Genomic DNA, 23,482 nt, shown 5'->3' on the forward strand with positions numbered 1-23,482 from the left:
CCGGGGAGATACACAGCGCCACGAACGGCTGCCGTATTCCCTCCTCGGCTGTCACCTCTTAGGTCATCGCGCTGTTCCGAGGAGCGTTACGCCCAATCTGCGTGGCCCGAGTCACACCCCGTAAGCGGTCAAAAAATGACGTATGCGGGCAGATGCGGGCGCGATCCAGCCCCTACGGGACCTGACTGCCGGATCCGAGACGTAACGGACCCGCTGCGGGAACCCCGCAGCGATCACCGGCCAGCCTTCCAGAGAGACCCGCTCGGCGGAATACCCTCCGGCCTCCAAGTGGCGAGTCACCGGATGGCGCCCACCGAAACGTGCCTGCGGCACACCAGGGGGCGCTCCGGCGACATCCGGGGAGTCCGCTCAATCCGATCCGGCGCGTCGCACGACCCGAGCCGTACTCCCCGCTCCTCGCGCCCCCGCGCACGCTCTCCCCGGTCAGTGCTCGCGGGGGCCCGGCACGAGGTGGACGGTCAGCAGCTGACGCATGGCCGCCTCGGCGCCGACTCCGTCGCCCGTGGCGAGCGCCTCGACGATGCGCGCGTGGTGCGCGACGGTCGTCTCGTTCGGCCGGTCACAGCCCGTGACGGGCCCGCCGGAGACCTGCAGGGCGGCCGAGACGATGCCGGAGAGGTGTTCGAGCATCCGGTTGCCGGCGAGCTGGATCAGCAGCGCGTGGAACTCGGCGTCGGCACGCGAGAAGGTGATCGAATCGCCCTGTCCGAGGGCGTGCCCCATGATCTCGACCATGTCGGAGAGACGTTGCTGCAGATCGTCGCGGCCGTGTCCGGCGGCGAGCCGGGCGGCGAGCGGCTCGATCGTCCAGCGCAGCTCACCGAGCTCCCTGCGCTGGTCGTCACGCTGCGGTCCGAAGGCCCGCCACTCGATGATGTCGGGGTCCAGCAGGTTCCAGTCGCTCACGGGGCGCACGCGCGTGCCCACGTTCGGCCGGGCGCTGACCAGCCCCTTGGCCTCGAGGACGCGGAGCGACTCGCGGACGACGGTGCGGGACACCTCGAAACGCTGGCCGATCTCCTCGGGGACCAGCGGGCGGTCGGCGCCCAGGTCCCCGGAGACGATCATCTGCCCCAACTGCTGGACGAGTTGGCCGTGCAGGCCGCGGCCGCGGCTGCCGGCGGGGCGTCGGCCGACGCGGCCCAGATCGGCGTCGCCGGTGTCCCACGCGGGTGCGCCGACGCGGTCGACAGGAGCCTCCGCATAGGGGTAGCGATCGAGTTCGCCCGGTCCGGAGAGGCCGGATTCGGCGGAGCGGGCGGTGGTCATCATGGTGTGCGCAAGGGTACTCACGGAATCTGTTGTCGGCGTTGCCTCCAACTCCCTTGAGGTCTTTGGTGAAAAGCACACGAAAGGGTGATCGCCGTCCTCACTGTAATTGACGCCTTATCGGAAAGAAGTGAGCGTTCCAGGGGGAGTTGTGGACAGCGGCGGACCCGCAGACCGAAAAGGGTCCTCAGCGCACCCGGGGGCGCACCGCTGTGAGCACGTATGCGCAGAGCAGCGCGGTGAGCGACAACATGAGCGCAGCACCTACAGGTTGAACGATCATCCGCACCGCGGCCGCCGCGTAGCGCTCCGCACCGAAGGGCCAGTGCACCAGCGTGAGACCGCTCAGACGGCCTGGAAGCCCCGCGGCCGTTCGCACAGACGGTCCCTCCAGGGCCTTCTGTACGAGCGGGACGATCACGATCGGCACGGCCACGACGGCGGCGAGCCCGGCGGTGGTGGACCGGAAGACCGCGGAGGCCAGGACTCCCGCCCAGGCGCAGGCGACGACGAGGACGAGCCAACTCGCGCTCAACGAGAGCCAGTCGGCGGGGACTTGTGTGAGTTCGCCGCCGTATACCAGATGGAGCATGGCGGCGTCGCAGGCGATCACGAGGGTTGACATGACGACAGCGGTCGCGGCACCCACGGCCAGCTTGGCCGTGAGCAGTCCCAGCCGGCGCGGTACGGATCCCCGGTCGATACCGAGGGCGGGGTGGCGGAACTCGTCGCCGAAGGCGAAGGCGCCGAGCAGGCCCGCGCCGAGTGCGGCGGGGGGCAGGGGCAGCTCGTGCGGCCAGGCGGCGAGCAGGCGCGGCTGCGGTGTGTGTCCGACCCGGGCGAGGAACAGGGAGAGGAGTGCGGACAGGACGAGAGCGAGGCCGACGGTCACGTAGCCGGTGGGGATGCCGGTCGCGCGGCGCAGCTCGTAGCGCAGGGGGCGCAGGGGGCTGCGCGCGGACCAGACGGTGATGGGCGGCGGCAGGGGCGAGAGGGTGGGGGGCGCCTCTGCGCTGCGGTCGCTGCTGTCCCGGGACGGCTCTTCATCCGTCGCGAGCGCCACGTACTTCGAGTCCGGCGCGTCCATGGCGCCCTTGTCCTCGTTCGGAGCGGCCGCGGGGGTCGACGGCATACCGGTGGCAGACGTGAACGCGTCTGCCGGAGCCAGCAGGTTGGCGACCTCGCCCCTGCCGGCGTCGGCCGCACGATGCCCGCCCCCGGGCGGCACTACAAGGCCGCCCTCCGCGCCGTGGCCACGCTCAGGGTCGTTCGGCCCGACCGGGGATTGCGGAGTCTGCGCGGGGCCCGATTGCGGGCCCGCGTCCCCGATCTCGTCGGCGAGTTGGTGTACCAGGATCCCGTGGCGGAACGCGGTCTCGCCCACGTCGGCGCAGGTGCTGCCGTACACGGAGAGGCGGCTGCCGTCCTCGGTGACGACCTCGACGGACCGTTTCGCCCTGCGTGCTTCCTTGGCCAGCAGCACCGCGAGGCGCGCGGCGTGCGGGCTGCGGACGGCGACCCGGGGGCGCAGCCGTGTGCGGGCGAAGGCACTGGCTTCCTGGTCTGCCACGACCTTTCCGCCGTCCAGCGAGACGACGTGATCGGCCGCCCGCGCCGCCTCTTTGGGGTCGTCGGTGGTGAACAGCACGGTGCCGCCGAGGTCCGCGTACGTCCGCAGGGCGCCGTGCAGCCAGCTGCACTCACGGTGCGACAGCCCTTCGGAGGGGCCGTCGAGGACCAGGGTGTGCGGGTCCGCCAGGAGCGCTCCGGCCAGGCCGAGCCGGCGGTCCATTCCGCGCGACAGCGTGCCGAGGCGCTGATCGCGCAGGCTCACCAGGCCCACGGCCTCCAGCACTTCGTCCGCGCGCTCGACGGACACGCCCGTCGCCGCGCACAGCATGCGGAGTTGGCCACGCACCGACCGGGCGGGGTGCCCCGGGACGTCACCGAGCAGGACGCCGACTTCGCGCGAGGGATGCGGAATGCGGTGCAGCGGGCGTCCTCTGAAGTACGTGATGCCACGGCCCTGTTGCAGTGCGAGCATCAGCCGTACCGCGGTGGTCTTGCCCGCGCCGCGTGGGCCGAGCAGGGCGGTGACGTATCCTCCGTGCGCCTCGAAGGACACGTCGTCGACGGCAGGCGGGCCCTCCTTACGGGCGTTGCTGGTCAGTCCGATGGCCTGGATCATCGCTTCTCTCGCAGGAGGGGAGACCGCTCGGCGGCCGGGGCCCGTCCATCGGTCCTACGACAGCGAACCCCGTGGGTACCGCAGCAAGATAACGCGATATTTCTGGCTTTTCGGGCAGGGAGCGGGCGTGAGTGTCCCTGCTTTGCGGCTCCGTGAGCCGAGTCGGGTCGTACCGGTCAGACCTCGGGGCGCAGCATCGGCGGGTTGAGCAGCGTCGCTCCGCCCGCGCGGAAGAGCTGGGCGGGGCGTCCGCCCTGGCGGGTGGTCGTTCCCCCGGTCGGGACGAGGAAGCCGGGCGTGCCGGTCACCTTGCGGTGGAAGTTGCGCGGGTCGAGGGCGACTCCCCACACCGCCTCGTAGACGCGGCGCAGCTCCCCGACGGTGAACTCCGGCGGGCAGAACGCGGTGGCCAGCGAGGAGTATTCGATCTTCGAGCGGGCGCGCTCGACGCCGTCCGCAAGGATCTGCGCGTGGTCGAAGGCCAGCGGCGCCGCCTGCTCCCCCTCCCGGCCGAACCCGCTCTGGTTCATCAGCTCCTCGACCGGCGCCCACCGGGCACTGTGTGCGTCGCCGCCTGCCCGGGGCGCGGGCAGGTCGGGCGCGAGGGCCAGGTGGGCGACGCTGACCACGCGCATCCGCGGATCGCGCTTGGGATCCCCGTACGTCGCGAGCTGCTCCAGGTGTGCGCCGTTGTCCTGCGCCGGCACGCCCGGGTCGTGGGCGCGCAGGCCGGTCTCCTCGGCCAGCTCCCGGGCTGCCGCCTCCGTCAGGTCCTCGTCGTCCCGGACGAACCCGCCGGGCAGCGCCCAACGCCCCTGAAAGGGCGGCTCACCTCGCCGTACCGCCAACGCGCACAGGGCGTGGCGGCGCACGGTCAGCACGACCAGGTCGACGGTGACAGCGAAGGGCGGGAAGGCCGACGGGTCGTAGGGTGGCATGGAACGATCATAGTCGTCTGCCTGACGATAAACACCTCCTTCCCTCATCGTCGCCCCACTTCGTGCCCCGCGCCCGCACACGTCCGTCGCGCACGGGTCGCCGGCCGGTCAGACCCCCAACTGGAGTCCGTCGGCGGCCTCCTCGACCATGGCGAGGCCGAGGCGGGTGACGCGGACCGCGAAGGGTTGCCCTGCCACTTGCAGGCCCGTCATTCCGACCGCCCCGAGGGGCGCGCTGCGCATCGGTGACAGGGTCACGGTCCGGGCCGGCGCGTCCGGCCTGATGCCCGCGAGCGAGACCAGGAGGTGCACGCCGCCCGCGGCCGCGACGGCGGCGGGTCTGCACGCGGCGGGGTGCGGCACCGGGGAGCCGCGCTCGGTCCGCTGCTCCCCCGCGTACATCTCCGGCAGGCGGTAACCGAAGGATTCCGCGGCATCGATCACCCCTCTGAGCAGGGACGCGGCTTCCTTTTCGTAGCCCGCGGTGGTCAGTCCCGCGACGGCCACCGCCGTCTCGTGGATCCGCACCGCGCCGGAGTGGTGGCCGAACGGGTTGTACGCCCCTTCCTTGGCGCCGAGGCTCCGCAGTCCCCAACCGGAGTCCAGGGCCGGCCCTCCGAGCAGCCGGGCGAGCTGTTCCGTCTGCACCTTGTCGAGCAGGCCGGGTGCGGGGGCTCCCGCGCCGAGGAGGCCGGTGTCGAGCAGGTGTGCGGCGCCGCTGCCGAGCTGTGCGATCGGCCGCCCGTCCGGTGTGCAGGCCGCGGCGGGCCTGCCCCCTCCGAGGTCCTCCACCCAGAAGTCCTCGCGGAAGCGGCGCCGGAGCTCCTCGGCCCATTGGCGCAGCTCGGCACCGTCGGGTCGGCCGTACGCGTCCAGCAGGTCGGCGCCGAGGACAGCGGCCCGGTGCGCGTGGGCCTGGGTCTCGCAGCGCCGTGGGCCGCCCGGCCCCGGATCCGGCAGATAGGGATGCTCCCGTTCGACCGCGGTGCGCAGCCAGCGCAGGCACCGCTCCGCGGCGGGGAGCAGTTCGACGACGTCCTGTTCGGCGAGTCCCCAGCGTCTGGCTTCGGCCAGGAGCACGGGGAATTGGAGGGTGGCTTCGATGCCGGTGCTGCTCGGCGGAAGTTGAGCGCCTGCGTGCCGCAGAGGCCCTGGAATGCTGCCGAAATCCGGTCCCGGGGAGGCCGATTGAGTGCGGGCGAGCGCACGGAGCGTTCCCGCGGCGAGGCGGGTCCCCAGAGGGAGAGCCATGCGGGCCGCGGCCAACGCCTCGGCGGGCGCCGGTCCGCAGCGCCAGGGCGCGCCCGCGGCAAGTCGTACGTCCAGCGGGTGCTCCGGGTCGCGCACCAGCAGCGCGTGGAGATCATCTACACAGGCCCTCAGAAGGGCGCCCGTGCGTGGGTCGTCCCCCTGGGCCTGCGCCGAACCGAACAGCCGCCGCCCGGCGCCCGGCGCCGAGCTGCCGCTCCCCGTGTCCGCCCGCAGTTTCAGCTCCACGGTGCGCGAGCCGCCGGGCGGGAGGTCCAGTTCCCAGCGCAGCAGGCCTGCCGAGGCGAGCGCGTCAGTGGGCGACGGCACGGCGGTCACCACCGCGTATCCGGCGGCCGAGGACCACCGCATCCCCGAGTCGTGGACGCTCGCGGGAAGTTCGCGGACGATGCTTCCCGCGGCCACCGCGCCGAGTTCGGCAAGGTCCGTGCCCAGGGAGATCTCCAGGGGCAGGCGTAACCGATGCCGAGCCGAGCTGTGCAGCGTGATCCGCTCGGTGCCGTCGGCGTGACGGACGCGCTCGACGATCACGTCGGGGTCGGGTCCGGCCTCCGGCGAGGCCCGCACCGTCGACACGAATCGGGCCCGGTCCGCCGCGATCATGCGGGCCTGCACGGCGAGAGGCTCCCGGCCGCCCACGCGGACCTCACAGCGCGAGAGCAGGCGGCGTCCGCCCCGGTACACGCCGTCGAGGCCGTGGGCCTTCAGCTGCCCGTGATCCGAGGAGATCGCGAGCCCGGGCAGGGCCACACAGATCAGCGACCCGTGCGTGGACGGCAGGTCCGCGCTGCGACGCGGTGCCGCGGCCTGCTGCGGTGCACCGGCCGCCCGTCGCTGTTCCCACTCGCCCATGGGCCTCATCCCTCGAACGCGGCCGAGCGAAGCGCCGGCGTGCCGCCGGGCTGCCGAACACCTCGGCGGCGCGGCCCGGCCGTCGCTTCCGCCATCCACGTGAACGGCGCGGTCCCGCCGCAAGTAACGCCCCAGCGCCTCGAAACAACGCCATCGACGGCGGCGCCCGGCGTGTTCGCCCCGGCTCATCCCTCGCCCCTCTGACGCTGGTGAACGATGCGGCGGCGCCCTGAGGGACGGCGCGGCGCACGCGTGCCCGCCCGGCCGGGCCGCGTGCCCGCTCCGGGCCGTCGCTCGCCCCGCCGCCGCAGGGCCGCCTCCAGGCCACGGGCCGCGCGCGAGACACCCGGATCGACCACGTGCTTCGTGCCCGGGACGAGTGGCTCCGAGGTCTGTTCACCGGAGCCACCCTCTCCTTCGGTGATCCCTACGGCCGCCCCTTCTGTAAGCCCTGCAGCCTCCCCTTCTGTGATGCTTGCGACCTCCCTTTCCCTGAAGCCTGTGTCCTCCGCTTCCCTGATGCCTGCCGCCACCGCTTCCCTGATGCCTGCCGCCTCCGCGTCACCTTCACCTCGATCAACCAAGGGGTCCGAGGCCTCGTCGTGGTCCGCCCGCCGGCCACGCAGCGAGCGCCGCACCGGCTCGGGGTCCAGGCCCCCCGAGCGGGCCTCGTTGAGCAGACGGGCGAAGACGTAGTCGGGGTCCGCGCCGAGCGCCATCTCCAGGGCCACGTCCGCCTCGACCGTGTCGCCGAGCGACCAGGCCACCCATCCCGCGAGGGTCAGCGGCGCCGCGGCGTGCTCGCAGTAATCGCCCACACAGCGTCGGGCCAGCGCGCGCCACAGGCGCAGCGCGCACGCCGCTTCGTCGCCCTCCATCCACTCCGCGGCCCGGTCCCTGGTCTCGCGGTCCTGCAGACCGAGGATCAGGACCGCCGCCTCGTCGTGGGCCAGCAGCTCGTCGTCCTTGAGGTCCGCCTCCAGCGCGTCCGGCGCGCTGGAGGCGTCCGCGAGACGGCGCATGCACAGCCGCGCCAGATCGAGGGTCTGGGCCTCCACGTCCGCACGCCTGTGCGGACTCAGCATCCTCGGAACAAGGTCCATGGACGCGGCGTCGAGCGCCCTCTCCTGCTCCGGTCCGAGAGCGGTGACCAACGGAGCGAGGCGTGCCTTGACCTCCTGCTCCGAGGCCCGGACCTGGATGCCCGCGTACGCGGCGGTGGCCGCCATCACCGAGGTGCCCGGGCCCGTCACCGGATTCCCGTCGGGCGGGCAGCAGTCGGGGCGCACGCAGCAGTAGGACCAGTAGTGATCGGCGGAGAGGCACAGGGCTTCCGTCACCGGTACGTCCAGGGCGCCGCAGGCCGTGCGCAGGAGCTGGGCCAGCGGACGCAGCCGCTCCATGGTCAGCCGGCCCGTGCCGGCGCGTGCGGGTGCCGGGTCCTGGCAGAGGAACGCGATGATGCTGTCGGGCTTGCCGTCGCGGCGCACGCACTCGCCGATCAGGCAGCGCGCGAGCAGGTCCGCGACGGCAGGCCAGTCCTCGGGCCGGTCGGGGATGCCGAGGCGCACCCGGCCACCGAACCGGCCCTCGTGCAGGGCGACCAGGACGATGCAGTCCTCGGGCCGGAAGCCGAGCAAGTACGGCAGCGCCTCGGCCAGTTCGCCGGCGGAGCGCAGGGTGATCTTGGCCTCGCCGGTGACGCCGACGGGCTCGCTGTGATTCGTCATGCGAGGACCATGCCGCGGATCACCCGACTCCGGTTCACCCTGTGGATAACCCCCATCAGGGACACGTCATGAGTTGTCCACAGGTCACGGGGCTCGTTCGCGCGATGTCGGTGCCATCGGGTTGCATGGGGGCATGAGCAACGAAGACCTGCGGAACGCGGCCGACACCGTACTCGCCCGACTTGTCGGAGACCCGAGTGGCACCGCCCGGCTGCGCGAGGACCAGTGGCGGGCGATCGAGGCGCTGGTCGCCGACCACAGACGCGCCCTCGTCGTGCAGCGGACCGGCTGGGGCAAGTCCGCGGTGTACTTCGTGGCCACGGCGCTGCTGCGCGAGCAGGGCAGTGGGCCGACGGTCATCGTCTCGCCGCTGCTCGCCCTCATGCGGAACCAGGTGGAGGCGGCCGAGCGCGCGGGCATCCGCGCCCGCACGATCAACTCCTCGAACACCGAGGAGTGGGACGCGGTCCGTGCCGAGGTCGCGGCGGGAGAGGTCGACGTGCTCCTGGTCAGCCCCGAGCGGCTGAACAACCCGGATTTCCGGGACAACGTCCTGCCGCAGCTGGCGGCGGCCACCGGCCTCCTGGTGGTGGACGAGGCGCACTGCATCTCGGACTGGGGGCACGACTTCCGTCCCGACTACCGGCGGCTGCGCACCATGCTGGCCGAACTCCCGTCGGGCGTCCCGGTGCTGGCCACGACGGCGACGGCGAACGCCCGCGTGACGGCCGACGTCGCCGACCAGCTCGGTACGGGCTCCGGCTCCGACGCCCTGGTGCTGCGCGGCCCGCTGGATCGCGAGAGTCTCAGCCTCAATGTGCTGGAGCTGCCCGACGCCGCCCACCGGCTGGCCTGGCTCGCCGATCACCTCGACGACCTGCCGGGCTCCGGCATCATCTACACGCTCACCGTGGCGGCCGCCGAGGAGGTCACCGCGTACCTGCGGCAGTGCGGTCACACGGTCACCTCGTACACGGGCAAGACGGAGAACGCGGACCGGCAGCAGGCCGAGGAGGACCTGCTGGCGAACCGGGTGAAGGCGCTCGTGGCGACATCCGCGCTGGGCATGGGTTTCGACAAGCCCGACCTCGGGTTCGTCGTGCACCTCGGCTCGCCCTCCTCCCCCATCGCCTACTACCAGCAGGTGGGCCGCGCCGGCCGCGGCGTCGAGCACGCCGAGGTACTACTGCTTCCGGGCAAGGAGGACGAGGCGATCTGGCGCTACTTCGCCTCGCTCGCCTTCCCGCCCGAGGACCAGGTGCGGCGCACGCTGGACGTGCTCGCGGGCTCCGAGCGGCCGCTGTCCCTGCCGGCGCTGGAACCGCTGGTCGAACTGCGCCGCTCCCGCCTGGAGATCATGCTCAAGGTGCTCGACGTGGACGGCGCGGTGCACCGGGTGAAGGGCGGCTGGATCTCGACCGGCCGGCCGTGGGTCTACGACACGGAGCGGTACGTGTGGGTGGCCAAGCAGCGCGAGGCCGAGCAGCAGGCCATGCGGGACTACGCGACGACGACCGGCTGCCGCATGGAGTTCCTGCGCCGGCAGCTGGACGACGAGGCGGCCGCCCCGTGCGGCCGGTGCGACAACTGCGCGGGGGCACGGTTCGACGCCGCGGTGTCGCCGCAGGCACTGACCTCGGCCCGCGGTGAGCTGGGGCGCCCCGGCGTGGAGGTGGAGCCCCGGAAGATGTGGCCCACGGGACTCGCCTCGGTCGGGATCGACCTCAAGGGCCGTATCCCCGCGGGCGAGCAGGCGGCGCCGGGACGGGCGCTCGGCCGCCTCTCGGACATCGGCTGGGGCAACAGGCTGCGCCCGATGCTCGCGCCCCAGGCACCGGACGGTCCGGTGCCGGACGACGTGGCACGGGCCGTCGTGGAGGTTCTCGCCGACTGGGCGAAGGGGCCGGGGGGCTGGGCGTCCGGTGACGCCTCGGCTCTGCCACGCCCGGTGGGCGTGGTCACGATGGCCTCGCACACCCGACCGCAGCTCATCGACTCCCTGGGCCGGGGCATCGCTCAGGTGGGCCGGATGCCGCTGCTCGGGCAGATCGCGTACGAGCCGGGCAGCGACACGGCGCACATCCCGCGCAGCAACAGCGCGCAGCGTCTGCGCGCGCTGGACGGCACCCTGGTTCTGCCGCCGGAGCTGGCGGGCGCGCTCGCCGAAGCCGCGGGGCCGGTACTGCTGGTGGACGACTACACCGAGACGGGCTGGACGCTGGCCATGGCCGCGCGGTTGCTGCGCCGGGCCGGCGCCGGGGCGGTGTTGCCGCTGGTCCTGGCCGTCCAGGGCTGAGGCCTCGACCGGAGGAGCCGCGGTGGGCCCCGGGGAGCAGTCTCGGGCGCCCGGCCGCACATGGGTGTCCCGAGCTATGGGCAGGGATATTGAAGACGCATCGTCAGATACCGGGCCTCGGCGCCAATTGCTCGTTGCCGAGCGACAGTACGACGGGAAGAATCGGGAGTGCTCCCCGCGCGGCTCCCGTGGTCCGGTAGGGCTGTGCCGCGGTGCGCTCCCACAGTCCGCCCCTGCCCTCCTCGTGGGCGTCCAGCCGAAGGGAGGACCGTGACCTTCGGATTCGCTCCGTCCTCGGCGGCATCGTTGTCCGCGTCCTCGATGCGCACCGAAAGGTCCGCCGATTCCGTCAACCGACCGACCAGGCTGCTCGAACCCACGGAGTGGGCAGCGGCCGGTATCCCGCTGCTGCGCAATCCGCGTGAGGTGGTCAGCGGGCTGCACAGCCGCCACCGACCGATCCCGCAGACCGCTGTCGTGGCGGTGCTCGATCCCGAGGAGCGACTGCGCGCGAGCGCCTCGTTCACCCGCCGCGAGAGCCACACCGACGGCTGGACGTTCCGCAACTCCCTGCTGTCGCAGCTGCGTCGGGTGATCCCGCACGACCTGCGCCGCCGCACCCCGGTCCGGACAGCCGTCCTGCTCTACTGCCGCGAGGGCGACGCCCGTTGGACGGAGGAGGACGGGGCCTGGATGTGGGGGCTGCGCGACGCCTGCACCCTGCACGGGCTGCGCTGTGGTGCGTACATCACCATGACGCGGGACGGGTGGCAGGTGCTCGGCGAGGGCCGCGGCGGCCGGAGCCCCGGCCTGGGGTCCGCCGCCGAGAGCCTCGGGAGCGCCGAGCCTCCCGCGCCGCGCACGGGTGGCGCCGCGACGGAGATGCTCCGCCGGGCGGCCGCGCGCTGAACGGGTCGGCGGCGGCCGCACACCGGCCTGCCGGACTGGCCGGGCACCGCCGGGCGGTGCGGGCAGCCGGCAAGCCGGGCGTCAGACCCCGGCGCCCAGCAGCGGGTTGATGCGCTGCGGCTCGCCGCACACGATCAGCAGGGAACCGGCCCGGCCGAGAGCGAGCGGAAGAGCCGGTCCGGTCGCCTCGTCGGCGCCGTTCACGGCGACGACGACGACCGGGCGGGTCCCGGCGCGGTCCAGTGCGGAGGCGTCGGCGTAGAAGACGTCGTCGCCCGCGTCGTGCTGCGCCCAGTAGGCGTCGGCACCGAAGGACAGCTCGTGCGCGGCCCACGGGTGCGGGTCGCCGGTGGTGATCACGAGGACCTCACCGGGTGCGCGACCGGAGTCGAGCAGCAGGTCGACGGCTTCCTCCGCGGCGTCCAGCGCGCCCTCGGCCGAGGCCGGGATCAACTGGACCTGCGGGCCGGCGGGAGTCGGCGGGGCGGCCGGGGCCTTCGGGCCCGGCTTGGGGGCACCGGCGGCGTCACGCGGCGTGCGCTGCGCGGGCGGCATGGGCCTTGCGGGACCCGGACGACCGGGACGCGGCGGCGCCGCGGGACGCGGGCCGGGTACGGGGCGAGGGGTCGGCGCGGTACGGCCACTGGCCGGAGTCGCGCGGGGACCCTGGGCACTCTCGTGAATCTGAGGCTCCTCGGGAATGAGAGGCATGAGCTGATATCTATCAAACGCAGGTGCGGATCGCGCCAGCGGGTGGCACATCAGTGCGAGTGCAGCGGTCAGAAGTCGAAGCCGAGCTGGCCCTCGATCTCAGGAACGCTTGCATCCGCCCAGCTGCGGGCCTTCTTGAGGTGCCGCCACTGGGGCAGCGCATCAAGATACGCCCACGACAGTCGGTGGTGCGGGGTGGGCCCCCGCTCCTCCAACGCGGCACGGTGCACCGGCGACGGGTATCCGGCATTGGCCGCAAACCCGAAGTCTGCATGGTCGATGCCCAGTTCGGCCATCATTTTGTCGCGGCGGACCTTCGCGATCACCGACGCCGCGGCGACAGCGATGCAGGAACGGTCCCCCTTGATCACCGTACGGACCTGCCACGGCGTACCCAGGTAATCGTGCTTGCCGTCCAGGATGACGGCGTCGGGCCGCACCGGCAGGGCCTCCAGGGCCCTCACGGCGGCGAGCCTGAGCGCGGCGGTCATCCCCAGGTCGTCGATCTCCTCGGGCGAGGCGTGGCCGAGGGCGTGGGCGGTCACCCAGCCCTCCAGGACGTCCGCGAGCGTCTCACGCCGCTTTGGGCTGATCAGCTTGGAGTCGGTCAGTCCCTCGGGCGGTCGGCGCAGGCCGGTGATCGCGGCACATACCGTGACGGGACCGGCCCAGGCGCCCCGGCCGACCTCGTCGACACCGGCGATGATCTTGGCACCGGTAGTGGCGCGCAAGGAGCGCTCGACGGTGTGGGTGGGTGGTTCGTACGGCATGGCGCCAACAAGCCTACGCCGCCCGAGGGGCTCGGCGACACCCGCCTCCGCTCAATCCGGACGCCGCTCCAGGAGGGGCACCATGACCCGGTCGATCATCTCCACCAGATCCGCCTCCTCCCATTCACTCCCGCACACCTTGGAGCGGTACATCATCATCGCGGGGATGACGTCGCACACGTAGGGATCGACGGCGTCGGGGCGCACCTCTCCCCGCTCGATCCCGCGGCGTACGACCCCCTTGATCAGCTCGACGCTCGGCTCGACGACCCCTTCGACGATCACGGAGTGGAAGCGCTCCGCGGTGAAGGTGTCGCACTCGTGAAGCACCGAGCGCAGCGCGGAGCCGGGGCGCGAGTACATCGCCGCCCGCATCTGCCGACACAGCTCCAGCAGGTCCTCGCGGACGCTGCCGCGATCCGGGGCGGAGTCCAGCCGGGGCAGCCCCGCCTGCAGCGCGTCGACGACGAGGTCCTCCTTGGAGGGCCAGCGCCGGTACACGGCCGCCTTGCCGGTCTGGGCGCCCGCGGCGACGCCCTCCATCGTCAGCCCGTTCCAGCCGACCGTGCTGAGCTGGTCCAACGCGGCTTCCAGGATGGCCCGTTCCAGCACGGCGCCACGCCTGCGCAAGGAGACGGAACCCTGGGGCGGGGCGGCCGTCCAGCGCGAACTAACCATCGTCATCTCTCCGTTGAGCGGTCCGGGAGGGGCCGGGAGTGGCCCGAGACACACGGCGGCGAGTTCAGTGAACGGTTGCGTTCACTGAAGGGGACTCACTACCGTTGAAGCGACAGTGAACGCTCTCGTTCACTAATGCTCTCGTGGGGGATCCATAGTGACAACCTCTCAGTTAACGCAAGATCAGAAGCCGCGAGCAGCCCGCCGGGAGGGGCATCCCGGCATCGCACTCACCGTCATCGCCGCCTGCCAGCTCATGGTGGTCCTCGACGCGACGATTGTGAACATCGCGCTCCCGCACATCCAGGACGCCCTCAAGTTCTCCACCACCGACCTGACCTGGGTGGTCAGCGCGTACACCCTGACCTTCGGCGGCATGCTGCTGCTGGGCGGCCGCGCGGGCGACATCCTGGGACGCCGCCGGGTCTTCATGACCGGCATCCTCCTGTTCACCGCAGCCTCCTTGCTGGGCGGCCTGGCCCAGGAGCCCTGGCAGCTGCTCGCCGCCCGCGCTCTGCAGGGAGTCGGCGGCGCCATCGCGTCACCCACGTCCCTGGCCCTCATCACCACCACGTTCCCCGAAGGCCCGGAGCGGAACCGGGCGTTCGGCGTCTTCGCCGCCGTCTCCGCGGGAGGCGGAGCCGTCGGACTGCTCGCGGGCGGCATGCTGACGGACTGGCTGGACTGGCGCTGGGTGCTGTTCGTGAACGTACCCATCGGCATCCTCATCGCCGTTCTCACGCCCCTGTACATCACGGAGTCGAAGCGCCATCCAGGAAGCTTCGACATCGCCGGCGCGCTGACCTCCACGTTCGGCATGGTGGCGCTCGTCTACGGCTTCATCCGGGCGTCCGAGGAAGGGTGGCGGGACAGCCTGACGCTGGGCTCGTTCGGCGCCGCGGTCGTGCTGCTGCTCGCCTTCGCGATCGTCGAGCGGCGCGCCAAGGACCCGATCACGCCGCTGCGCATGTTCGCGGACCGCAATCGGTCCGGAACGTACGTGATCATGCTCAGCCTCGCCGCGGCGATGTTCGGCATGTTCTTCTTCATCGTCCTGTTCGTGCAGAACGTGCTGGGCTACTCGCCGATCAAGGCCGGCCTGGCGTTCCTGCCGGTCACCGCCGCGATCGCGGTCGGCGCGGGGCTCTCCCAGCGCTTCCTGCCCACCCTGGGCCCCAAGCCCTTCATGGCCGCCGGCACGGCGCTGGCGGTGCTGGGGCTGACCTGGCAGACGTTCGTGACGCCGGAGAGCTCGTACGTGAGCGGGGTCCTCGGCCCGATGCTGGTGTTCGGCGTCGGCATGGGGCTGAACTTCGTGACGCTGACGGTCACGGCGGTCTCCGGCGTGGCCCAGCACGAGGCGGGCGCGGCGTCCGGCCTGCTCAACGCGACACAGCAGGTGGGCGGCTCGCTCGGCCTCTCGATCCTGACCACCGTCTTCGGCTCGGCGAGCCGGGAGGAGGCCAAGCAGCAGCTGCCGGACTTCATGGCGCACGCCTCGCCGGAGCAGAAGGCGGCGTTCCTCAAGTCCCACGAGCTGCCCGCACCTTGGGGGCACGAGGTACTGGCGCACGGCATCTCGACGGCGTTCATCCCGGCGGCCGCCATGGCGCTGCTCGCGCTGGCCGTCGCGCTCGTGGTCGTCAAGGTGCGCAAGAGCGACCTGGAGGCACTCTCGGGTGTCGCCGGGCCGGCCGGGGGCTGACGCCCTGGCGGGGGACGTGGATGCCGGGCCGCCGGTTGTCGGCCAGGGGCCCGGCATCCACGGCGCCGTACGCGAGCGGCGCCCGAGAACAAGACCTTCCGGAGCGGTCTACGCCTTCCGGTCCGTGGCCCAGTCCGGGAGGGCTTCGGTTCTTTCCAGCCAGGCGGCCGGAGGAGCACCCGCAGGGCTGGAGGCGACGATCCCGCCGACGATCGCGCAGGTCGTGTCCACGTCACCGCCCACCTGGGCGGTGCTCCAGAAGGCACTCTCGTAGTCGCCGAGCCCCCGGGCGGCCGACCAGAGGGCGAACGGCACGGTGTCGTGCGCCGAGGTCCGCCGACCGCAGCCGAGCACCGCCGCGACCGTCCCCGGGTCCCCGTAGTCGAGCATGTCCCGGGCCCGGCGCAGCCCGGCGCCCACCGCGCTGCGCGGCACGAGCGCGATCACTCCGTCCAGCAGGTCGCCCGGCGCGGGAGGCCCGGCCGGAGCCGCCACGAGGGCGGCCGCCGCGGCCACGGCCATCGCGCCGACGACCGCCTCACGATGCTGGTGCGTGGGGTACGCCGAGATCTCGGCCTGGTGGGTGGCCTGCTCAGGGTCGTCGGCGTAGTAGGCGCCGAGCGGGGCGATCCGCATCGCCGCCCCGTTCCCCCACGAGCCCTGGCCCTTGAACAGCGCCGAGGCAAGTTCCCGCCAGTCGCCGCCCTCGCGGACCAGCCTCAGCAGCCGGTTGACCGCGGGGCCGTACCCGCGGTCGAAGTCATGGTGCTCGGCGAACGACCGGGCGAGGTCGTCCTGGTCGATCCGGCAGTGTCTGGCCAGGACGGCCACCACGGAGCAGGCCATCTCGGTGTCGTCGGTCCACTGCCAGGGGCCGTCGGGCAGGTCACGGCGCTTGAGCAGCGGATAGTTCTCCGGAACGAAGAACTGTGATCCCAGCGCGTCCCCCACGGAGAGGCCGCGCAGGCTGGACAGGGCGCGGTCCACGCGCCCTTCGGGAGAGGAATCAGCGATCATCGCAAAGCCACTCTAACCGGTGATCCCATATGGCTCCGGTTCACGCCAGCGTTCGAACGGCCGGTCCAGGGTGTACTTGCCGTTCTCCCCGAGAACGAGCGAGCGTGTCTCCGCGTTCCCGGGATTCGACAGCGACTCGAAGTCCGCGACGCTCCAGTGGAACCAGCGCATGCAGAACAGCCGCATCGTGAGCCCGTGCGTCACCAGCAGCACGTTCGGCGGGTGCCCGGGGTCCTCGAAGCTCCGGTACAGGCTCTCCAGGAAAGCGCCGACACGGTCGTACACGTCGGCCCCGGACTCTCCCTGCGCGAAGCGGTAGAAGAAGTGCCCGTACGCGTCCCTGTACGCCTTCTGGAGCCGCACGTCGTCGCGGTCCTGCCAGTTGCCCCAGTCCTGTTCCCGCAGGCGCGGCTCCTCCCGGACCCGTACGAGACCGGGATCCAGGCGGAACGCCCGGAACGTCTGGTGCGTGCGCCGGTAGGGCGAGACGTAGACGCTCACCCGCTCGTCACCGAAGAGGTCACGCAGCTCGCGGCCGGTGCCCTCCGCCTGGCTCCACCCCTTCTCGGTCAGCGCCAGCGCGTGATCGGGCTCGCGTTCGTACACGGTGTCGTCCGCGTTTCCCTCGGACTCGCCGTGCCGGACCAGAACGATGCGCCGTGGTCGTGCCATGCCAAGACAGTAGATCGACCCGGCCGGTTCCGAGCACCCGTACGGGCTCCATCCGGCGTAGATCACAGGGCACGCGCGTGGGGCGCGTTCACACCGTCCAGCTCGGCTCCAGTCCGACGATGTCGCCGCTCACGTCCAGGACGTCGGTCTCCGTCTGGGCCCGCGCGGAGAGCCGCTCCACCCGGTTCACCTGGTACTTGCCGCGCTCCGCCTCGGAGCGCCACATGGAGAGGACCAGGAACTCGTCGCCGGGCGCCTCTCCGAAGAGCCCGCGGATCATGCCGGGTGAGCCGGCCATGGCCGGGTTCCAGACCTTCTGCTGCATCAAGGTGAAGTGCTCCGCCCGCTCCGCGTGCACCTTGAGGTGCGCCACCCGCACGACGTCCGCGTCCGTGAACTTGGCCTCGAACCCGGTCTTCACGTCGAAGCTGTAGTCGAAGAGCTTCACCTGTATGTCTTTGAACGTGCCGGACTGCGCCGCGGCGAGCCGGTCGTGGGAACGCGCCATGAAGGAGTCGTAGAAGGCCCGGCTCTCCCAGAAGCCGAACACATGGGCCACGTCGGACCGACGCCTGCTCCAGCCTCCGCCCTGTCCCCTGAACCCCGGCTCCCCGAGAAGCCCCGCCCATTTCCGCTGTCCCCGCTCGAACCCCCGACGGTCCACCACGGTGCAGCGAATCCACTTGACCAGCACCGCATCATCGTACGGCGCGGCGCATGACGTGGCGTCACTCTCGGGTGCAGTGCCGGGACTTCGGGAGGCGCGCGTGAGTGGCCGACGGCAAACGGTCGGTCCCCCTGTTGTCGGTGGGACGACGTAGCGTGTCGGTAGCACTCAAACATCGCGCCGAGAAGGGGGAGTTCGGTGAGCAGCCTGCGCAAGGGGATCGAGAAGATCGAGGTCGGACTGAAGTGGGACCCGAGCCCGATCGGCTCGCCTCCCCATGATCTGGACCTCGTGGCGGCGACGTACACGAGCGACGCGCCGCACGGCGATCCCGACTACGTCGTGCACTTCGACAGCCGTTCGCCGGACGGCACCATCACGCTCGACCGGGACAGCCGCACGGGTCAGGGCTTCGGCTACGACGAGGTCATGACGCTCGAACTGGAGCGTCTGGCACCGCGTTACGCGCGCGTGGTCGTGGGCGTGGCGATCCAGCAGGGCGAGGAGGGCACGGACCGGACCAAGGTGTTCGGGGACGTGACGAGCACGGCGGTGCGCATACGGGAGGGGTACACGGAGCTGGCGCTCCACGACTTCGCCTCGGTGCACGGATGCTCGGCTGCGACCGTGGCAGAGTTCGTGCGGGGGGCCGACGGCGAGTGGTCGTTCCACGACACGGTGCACGGCTTCGACGGCGACCTCACCTCGTTCGCCGCCGCGATGGGCGCGCTCTAGTCCGCACTCGGGCGCCGGCGGGTTCGCCGCGGACGGCGAAGAGGGAGCCGACCGTGGGTCGACTCCCTCTTCGTGTGCCGCTCAGGGGCCTGCGCGGCGGCGCGTTCTCACGGCCACCGCGTCAGTCCCGGGCCGCCGGTTCAGCTGCAGCCGCTGGTGGAGCCGCAGCCCTCGCAGATGTAGCAGGATCCGGCGCGCTGCATCTTCGTACCGCAGGAGAAGCAGAGCGGGGCGTCGGCCTGGATGCCCAGCTGCATCTCGACGAGCTCGGCGCTGGTGTGCGCCTGCTTCGGGGCGGGCACCTCGGCGGCGACCGCGGCCTTCGGCGTCTCGACGGCCTTCAGCTCCTGCGCGCGGGGCGCGGACTGGGCCAGGCCCTCGACGTCGACCTCGTCCTCGGTGGGCTCGTAGGAGCCCGTCTCCAGGTGACGCTGACGCTCCTCGGCGGAGTGGATGCCGAGCGCGGAGCGCGTCTCGAAGGGCAGGAAGTCGAGCGCCAGGCGGCGGAAGATGTAGTCGACGATCGACTGCGCCATCCGCACGTCCGGGTCGTCCGTCATACCGGCCGGCTCGAAGCGCATGTTGGTGAACTTCGAGACGTAGGTCTCCAGCGGCACGCCGTACTGGAGGCCGACCGAGACAGCGATGGAGAAGGCGTCCATCATGCCCGCGAGGGTGGAGCCCTGCTTCGACATCTTCAGGAAGACCTCGCCGAGACCGTCGTCCGGGTAGGAGTTGGCGGTCATGTAGCCCTCGGCGCCACCGACGGTGAAGGAGGTGGTGATCCCCGGGCGGCCCTTGGGCAGACGCTTGCGGACCGGGCGGTACTCGACGACCTTCTCGACGGTCTCGCGGATCGTCGCCTCGGCCTTCGCGGTCACCTCGGCCTTCTCGTCCTCCTTCTTCTTGGCGGAGAGCGGCTGGCCGACCTTGCAGTTGTCGCGGTAGATGGCGAGCGCCTTGACGCCCATCTTCCAGGCCTCGAAGTAGACCTCCTCGACGTCCTCGACCGTCGCCGTCTCCGGAAGGTTGACGGTCTTGGAGAGGGCGCCCGAGATCCACGGCTGGATGGCGGCCATCATGCGGACGTGGCCCATCGCGGAGATGGAGCGCTCGCCCATGGCGCAGTCGAACACCTCGTAGTGCTCGAGCTTGAGGCCCGGGGCGTCGATCACATTGCCGTGCTCGGCGATGTGGGCGACGATCGCCTCGATCTGCTCCTCCTGGTAACCCAGGCGGCGCAGGGCCTGCGGCACGGTGCCGTTGACGATCTGCATCGAGCCGCCGCCGACCAGCTTCTTGAACTTGACCAGGGCGAGGTCGGGCTCGAGGCCGGTGGTGTCGCAGGACATCGCGAGACCGATGGTGCCGGTCGGGGCGATGACGGACGCCTGCGCGTTGCGGAAGCCGTTCTTCTCGCCGAGGCGGACGACGTCCTGCCAGGCCTCCGTGGCGGCGGCCCAGATCGGGCTGTCCAGGTCGTCCATGCGGACGGCCGCGGTGTTGGCGTCGGCGTGCTGCTTCATGACGCGCTGGTGCGGCTGGGCGTTCTTCGCGTAGCCGTCGTAGGGGCCGACGACCGCGGCGAGCTCCGCGGAGCGCTTGTACGAGGTACCGGTCATCAGCGACGTGATGGCGCCGGCGAGGGCGCGGCCGCCGTCCGAGTCGTAGGCGTGGCCGGTCGCCATGAGCAGGGCGCCCAGGTTGGCGTAGCCGATGCCGAGCTGGCGGTAGGCGCGGGTGTTCTCGCCGATCTTCTCGGTCGGGAAGTCGGCGAAGCAGATGGAGATGTCCATCGCGGTGATGACGAGCTCGACGACCTTGGCGAAGCGCTCGACGTCGAAGGACTGGTTGCCCTTGCCGTCGTCCTTGAGGAACTTCATCAGGTTCAGCGAGGCGAGGTTGCAGGACGTGTTGTCCAGGTGCATGTACTCGCTGCACGGGTTCGAGCCGTTGATGCGGCCGGACTCCGGGCACGTGTGCCAGTGGTTGATGGTGTCGTCGTACTGGATGCCCGGGTCGGCGCAGGCCCAGGCGGCCTCGGCCATCTTGCGGAAGAGCGACTTGGCGTCGACCTCCTCGATGACGTCACCGGTCATACGGGCGCGCAGGCCGAACTTGCCACCGGACTCGACGGCCTTCATGAACTCGTCGTTCACGCGCACCGAGTTGTTGGCGTTCTGGTACTGGACGGACGTGATGTCGTCGCCGCCCAGGTCCATGTCGAAGCCCGCGTCGCGCAGGGCGCGGATCTTCTCCTCTTCCTTCACCTTGGTCTCGATGAAGTCCTCGATGTCGGGGTGGTCGACATCCAGGATGACCATCTTGGCCGCGCGGCGGGTGGCGCCGCCCGACTTGATCGTTCCTGCGGAGGCGTCGGCACCGCGCATGAAGGAGACGGGACCCGAGGCGTTGCCGCCGGAGGAGAGCAGTTCCTTGGAGGAACGGATGCGGGAGAGGTTCAGGCCGGCGCCGGAGCCGCCCTTGAAGATCATGCCCTCTTCCTTGTACCAGTCGAGGATCGACTCCATGGAGTCGTCGACGGCCAGGATGAAGCAGGCGGAGACCTGCTGGGGCTGCGGCGTGCCCACGTTGAACCACACCGGCGAGTTGAAGCTGAAGATCTGGTGCAGGAGGGCGTACGCCAGCTCGTGCTCGAAGATCTCGGCGTCGGCGGGCGAGGCGAAGTACTTGTAGTCCTCACCGGCCTTCCGGTACGTCTTCACGATGCGGTCGATGAGCTGCTTGAGGCTCACCTCGCGCTGCGGAGTGCCGACGGCACCGCGGAAGTACTTGCTGGTGACGATGTTGACCGCGTTCACCGACCAGAAGTCGGGGAACTCGACGCCACGCTGCTCGAAATTGACCGAGCCGTCGCGCCAGTTGGTCATGACGACGTCGCGATGCGCCCACTCCACCTCGTCGTACGGGTGCACGCCGGGGGTGGTGTGGATGCGCTCGATACGCAGACCCTTGGTGGCCTTGGAACCCTTCGCGCGGGAACCTCGTGCCGGGCCGCTCGCCGTCTCTGTCATGCCGCCTCCCATATATCGGGCTAAAACGCCCTAAAGTGCCTCGATCTTCCCGTGGCACGGTGTGTGTCTTGTATTGCGGTGCCGCTTTCGCCGCCCGCAACAGGTCTCTGGATGCCGCCGTCGGCCCGTGGGCCGTCAGTCGGCGGCGTGGGCGGGCACGGGGACTTCGACAGTCCCGCCGGTCCCGCTCTCACTCTCTGCGCAATCCCTGCCCGCGTCGTCCGCCGTCGCGCCGGGCGCTTGTTCCCTCAGCTCCGCGATCGCCGACTCGAAGTCCTCCAGCGAGTCGAACGCCCGGTACACGGACGCGAATCGCAGGTAGGCCACGAGGTCCAGCTCCTGCAGCGGTCCCAGTATGGCCAGGCCCACGTCATGAGTGGTCAGCTCGGCGCTTCCGGTGGCGCGCACCGCCTCCTCGACCCGCTGGCCGAGCAGGGCGAGGGCGTCCTCGGTCACCGGACGCCCCTGGCACGCCTTGCGGACGCCGTTGATGACCTTGGTGCGGCTGAAGGGTTCCGTCACGCCGCTCCGCTTGACCACCATCAGTGAGCAGGTCTCCACCGTCGTGAAACGACGGGAGCAGTCCGGGCACTGACGGCGCCGGCGGATGGACGTGCCGTCGTCGGTGGTGCGGCTGTCGACGACACGGCTGTCGGGATGCCTGCAGAAGGGGCAGTGCATGAACTCCAACCCTCCTTCACGGCACGACTCGATAGCCTCGAAAGGGCTGGTCGCACCTCCCGAAGCAGCCCCAAGCATAGGCGATGGCCACGGCCCCGATGGACGCGGGACCACAACTTCTGGGCTGCCGAGGCAATCCAACCACTACATCTGGGGTTTGGCCGCCTAATCGGCCCTACGCGTGTCGCGGCGCCGTTTCGGGCCCCACGAGGGCGCGCGGCGCCCCTGAACGCAGGCGCCCGCGGGTTCGCGGGTACGGAGAACGGGGGTCACGGCCGAGCGACCGAGGTGCGGATGGCAGACTGATGCAGCCTGCGGAGAGGTCCTCGACCCCGGCGGTGAAGCGTACCGGATTGAGCCGAAATGCCTCACTCCGACAGCGGTAGCCATACACCCGAGCGCATGATCACGACAAGTAATCTACGGTTTTTCACTCGAACGTGTGTTTGGCGCAACCTTTCGAAAGGAACTACCGTTGGCTAGCTAGGGAGACATTCTCGAGAGGGGCCCACCGACGTGACCACGACCGCAGACAGTGCCACCATCACTGCCCAGGGCCGCGCCCAGGGCCGACTCGAGCCGGTGCATGCCATGAATGACGCCGCCATGGCCCAGGAGGGCCCCAAGCCAGGGCGCTCGTTGCCCGGTCGGCCCCCAGGAATCCGCGCGGACAGCACGGGCCTCACGGACCGGCAGCGCCGCGTGATCGAGGTCATCCGGGACTCGGTGCAGCGGCGTGGGTACCCGCCGTCGATGCGTGAGATCGGCCAGGCGGTCGGCCTGTCCAGCACGTCGTCCGTCGCGCACCAGCTGATGGCTCTCGAGCGGAAGGGCTTCCTGCGCCGCGACCCGCACCGTCCGCGCGCGTACGAGGTCCGCGGCTCCGACCAGCCGAGCACGCAGCCCACGGACACGACGGGCAAGCCCGCGGCGTCGTACGTGCCGCTCGTCGGCCGGATCGCCGCCGGTGGCCCGATCCTCGCCGAGGAGTCCGTCGAGGACGTCTTCCCGCTCCCCCGGCAGCTGGTCGGTGACGGTGAACTCTTCGTCCTCAAGGTCGTCGGTGACTCGATGATCGAAGCAGCGATCTGTGACGGGGACTGGGTGACCGTCCGCCGCCAGCCCGTCGCGGAGAACGGGGACATCGTCGCCGCCATGCTGGACGGGGAGGCCACGGTCAAGCGCTTCAAGCGCGAGGACGGTCACGTCTGGCTGCTCCCGCACAACGCCGCGTACCAGCCGATCCCCGGCGACGAGGCGACCATCCTCGGCAAGGTCGTGGCCGTACTGCGCCGCGTCTGACGCGCTCCCCGACCGGGCCCCGGAACCAACTGCGCCG

Annotated in this window: 18 protein-coding genes; 5 read left to right on the top strand and 13 right to left on the bottom strand. The window is 71.1% G+C overall.

Features of this window, described 5'->3' with window-relative positions; all coding sequences use genetic code 11:
- Positions 1–444 precede the first annotated feature (444 nt).
- The 5 genes from IAG42_RS08615 to IAG42_RS08635 all read right to left on the bottom strand — a co-directional run bounded on the left by IAG42_RS08615 (position 445) and on the right by IAG42_RS08635 (position 8,267).
- Positions 445–1,314 (bottom strand): FadR/GntR family transcriptional regulator, encoded by an 870-nt coding sequence (locus tag IAG42_RS08615; protein ID WP_188336436.1) that lies wholly within the window; start codon positions 1,312–1,314, stop codon positions 445–447.
- Positions 1,315–1,477: 163 nt separating this feature from the next.
- On the bottom strand, positions 1,478–3,478 hold the full coding sequence (locus IAG42_RS08620) for an ABC transporter ATP-binding protein (RefSeq protein WP_188336437.1): 2,001 nt from the start codon (positions 3,476–3,478) through the stop codon (positions 1,478–1,480).
- Between the two features lie 176 nt (positions 3,479–3,654).
- Positions 3,655–4,416, bottom strand: a complete 762-nt coding sequence (locus IAG42_RS08625; protein ID WP_188336438.1) for an NUDIX hydrolase — start codon at positions 4,414–4,416, stop codon at positions 3,655–3,657.
- A 108-nt stretch (positions 4,417–4,524) separates the two neighbouring features.
- On the bottom strand, positions 4,525–6,537 hold the full coding sequence (locus IAG42_RS08630) for a glycogen debranching N-terminal domain-containing protein (protein WP_188336439.1): 2,013 nt from the start codon (positions 6,535–6,537) through the stop codon (positions 4,525–4,527).
- A gap of 185 nt (positions 6,538–6,722) precedes the next feature.
- Positions 6,723–8,267: a DUF4192 domain-containing protein gene (locus IAG42_RS08635; protein WP_188336440.1), complete on the bottom strand. Its 1,545-nt coding sequence runs from the start codon at positions 8,265–8,267 to the stop codon at positions 6,723–6,725.
- Positions 8,268–8,400: 133 nt separating this feature from the next.
- On the opposite strand from IAG42_RS08635, the gene IAG42_RS08640 reads away from it, so the two are divergent.
- Entirely contained in the window at positions 8,401–10,563 is a 2,163-nt protein-coding gene (locus IAG42_RS08640) for a RecQ family ATP-dependent DNA helicase (RefSeq protein ID WP_188336441.1), read from the top strand.
- Between the two features lie 270 nt (positions 10,564–10,833).
- Positions 10,834–11,472, top strand: coding sequence for a hypothetical protein (locus tag IAG42_RS08645; RefSeq protein ID WP_188336442.1), 639 nt, complete (start codon positions 10,834–10,836; stop codon positions 11,470–11,472).
- Between the two features lie 81 nt (positions 11,473–11,553).
- Here IAG42_RS08645 and IAG42_RS08650 read toward each other — a convergent pair whose 3' ends face one another.
- The 3 genes from IAG42_RS08650 to IAG42_RS08660 all read right to left on the bottom strand — a co-directional run bounded on the left by IAG42_RS08650 (position 11,554) and on the right by IAG42_RS08660 (position 13,631).
- Positions 11,554–12,183 carry a hypothetical protein gene (locus tag IAG42_RS08650; RefSeq protein WP_188336443.1) on the bottom strand — a complete coding sequence of 210 codons (630 nt, stop codon included), beginning with the start codon at positions 12,181–12,183 and terminating at the stop codon, positions 11,554–11,556.
- Positions 12,184–12,251: 68 nt separating this feature from the next.
- Complete coding sequence (locus IAG42_RS08655) at positions 12,252–12,953, bottom strand: ribonuclease HII (RefSeq protein WP_188336444.1); 702 nt, start codon at positions 12,951–12,953, stop codon at positions 12,252–12,254.
- Between the two features lie 51 nt (positions 12,954–13,004).
- On the bottom strand, positions 13,005–13,631 hold the full coding sequence (locus tag IAG42_RS08660; protein ID WP_188341261.1) for a TetR/AcrR family transcriptional regulator: 627 nt from the start codon (positions 13,629–13,631) through the stop codon (positions 13,005–13,007).
- A gap of 157 nt (positions 13,632–13,788) precedes the next feature.
- Between IAG42_RS08660 and IAG42_RS08665 the strand changes: the two genes are divergently transcribed.
- Positions 13,789–15,336 carry an MFS transporter gene (locus IAG42_RS08665; protein WP_188336445.1) on the top strand — a complete coding sequence of 516 codons (1,548 nt, stop codon included), beginning with the start codon at positions 13,789–13,791 and terminating at the stop codon, positions 15,334–15,336.
- Between the two features lie 108 nt (positions 15,337–15,444).
- Here the strand turns inward: IAG42_RS08665 and IAG42_RS08670 are convergent, their stop codons facing one another.
- From IAG42_RS08670 to IAG42_RS08680, 3 genes are all read right to left on the bottom strand, one after another.
- Positions 15,445–16,353 carry an ADP-ribosylglycohydrolase family protein gene (locus tag IAG42_RS08670; protein ID WP_188336446.1) on the bottom strand — a complete coding sequence of 303 codons (909 nt, stop codon included), beginning with the start codon at positions 16,351–16,353 and terminating at the stop codon, positions 15,445–15,447.
- A gap of 12 nt (positions 16,354–16,365) precedes the next feature.
- Positions 16,366–17,025 carry a histidine phosphatase family protein gene (locus IAG42_RS08675; protein ID WP_188336447.1) on the bottom strand — a complete coding sequence of 220 codons (660 nt, stop codon included), beginning with the start codon at positions 17,023–17,025 and terminating at the stop codon, positions 16,366–16,368.
- Between the two features lie 88 nt (positions 17,026–17,113).
- Positions 17,114–17,719: a YdbC family protein gene (locus tag IAG42_RS08680; protein WP_188336448.1), complete on the bottom strand. Its 606-nt coding sequence runs from the start codon at positions 17,717–17,719 to the stop codon at positions 17,114–17,116.
- A gap of 171 nt (positions 17,720–17,890) precedes the next feature.
- On the opposite strand from IAG42_RS08680, the gene IAG42_RS08685 reads away from it, so the two are divergent.
- The gene (locus IAG42_RS08685) at positions 17,891–18,427 is read left to right on the top strand and encodes a TerD family protein (protein WP_188336449.1); all 537 of its coding nucleotides are present in this window, start codon (positions 17,891–17,893) and stop codon (positions 18,425–18,427) included.
- 140 nt (positions 18,428–18,567) lie between these two features.
- Here the strand turns inward: IAG42_RS08685 and IAG42_RS08690 are convergent, their stop codons facing one another.
- Complete coding sequence (locus IAG42_RS08690) at positions 18,568–21,462, bottom strand: vitamin B12-dependent ribonucleotide reductase (RefSeq protein ID WP_188336450.1); 2,895 nt, start codon at positions 21,460–21,462, stop codon at positions 18,568–18,570.
- Positions 21,463–21,597: 135 nt separating this feature from the next.
- On the bottom strand, positions 21,598–22,143 hold the full coding sequence (gene nrdR, locus IAG42_RS08695) for a transcriptional regulator NrdR (RefSeq protein WP_188336451.1): 546 nt from the start codon (positions 22,141–22,143) through the stop codon (positions 21,598–21,600).
- Positions 22,144–22,659: 516 nt separating this feature from the next.
- Between nrdR and lexA the strand changes: the two genes are divergently transcribed.
- The gene (gene lexA, locus IAG42_RS08700) at positions 22,660–23,445 is read left to right on the top strand and encodes a transcriptional repressor LexA (protein WP_188336452.1); all 786 of its coding nucleotides are present in this window, start codon (positions 22,660–22,662) and stop codon (positions 23,443–23,445) included.
- Positions 23,446–23,482 lie beyond the last annotated feature (37 nt).

Origin of the sequence: Streptomyces xanthii (assembly GCF_014621695.1) — a bacterium.
GTDB classification, from domain to species: Bacteria; Actinomycetota; Actinomycetes; order Streptomycetales; family Streptomycetaceae; genus Streptomyces; species Streptomyces xanthii.

Excerpts from the sequence above, each read along its gene's own strand:
- IAG42_RS08620 (WP_188336437.1), bottom strand. The coding sequence starts at position 3,478 with ATGATCCAGGCCATCGGACTGACCAGCAACGCCCGTAAGGAGGGCCCG.
- IAG42_RS08625 (WP_188336438.1), bottom strand. The coding sequence starts at position 4,416 with ATGCCACCCTACGACCCGTCGGCCTTCCCGCCCTTCGCTGTCACCGTC.
- IAG42_RS08630 (WP_188336439.1), bottom strand. The coding sequence starts at position 6,537 with ATGGGCGAGTGGGAACAGCGACGGGCGGCCGGTGCACCGCAGCAGGCC.
- IAG42_RS08635 (WP_188336440.1), bottom strand. The coding sequence starts at position 8,267 with ATGACGAATCACAGCGAGCCCGTCGGCGTCACCGGCGAGGCCAAGATC.
- IAG42_RS08640 (WP_188336441.1), top strand. The coding sequence starts at position 8,401 with ATGAGCAACGAAGACCTGCGGAACGCGGCCGACACCGTACTCGCCCGA.
- IAG42_RS08650 (WP_188336443.1), bottom strand. The coding sequence starts at position 12,183 with ATGCCTCTCATTCCCGAGGAGCCTCAGATTCACGAGAGTGCCCAGGGT.
- IAG42_RS08655 (WP_188336444.1), bottom strand. The coding sequence starts at position 12,953 with ATGCCGTACGAACCACCCACCCACACCGTCGAGCGCTCCTTGCGCGCC.
- IAG42_RS08660 (WP_188341261.1), bottom strand. The coding sequence starts at position 13,631 with ATGGTTAGTTCGCGCTGGACGGCCGCCCCGCCCCAGGGTTCCGTCTCC.
- IAG42_RS08670 (WP_188336446.1), bottom strand. The coding sequence starts at position 16,353 with ATGATCGCTGATTCCTCTCCCGAAGGGCGCGTGGACCGCGCCCTGTCC.
- IAG42_RS08675 (WP_188336447.1), bottom strand. The coding sequence starts at position 17,025 with ATGGCACGACCACGGCGCATCGTTCTGGTCCGGCACGGCGAGTCCGAG.
- IAG42_RS08690 (WP_188336450.1), bottom strand. The coding sequence starts at position 21,462 with ATGACAGAGACGGCGAGCGGCCCGGCACGAGGTTCCCGCGCGAAGGGT.
- nrdR (WP_188336451.1), bottom strand. The coding sequence starts at position 22,143 with ATGCACTGCCCCTTCTGCAGGCATCCCGACAGCCGTGTCGTCGACAGC.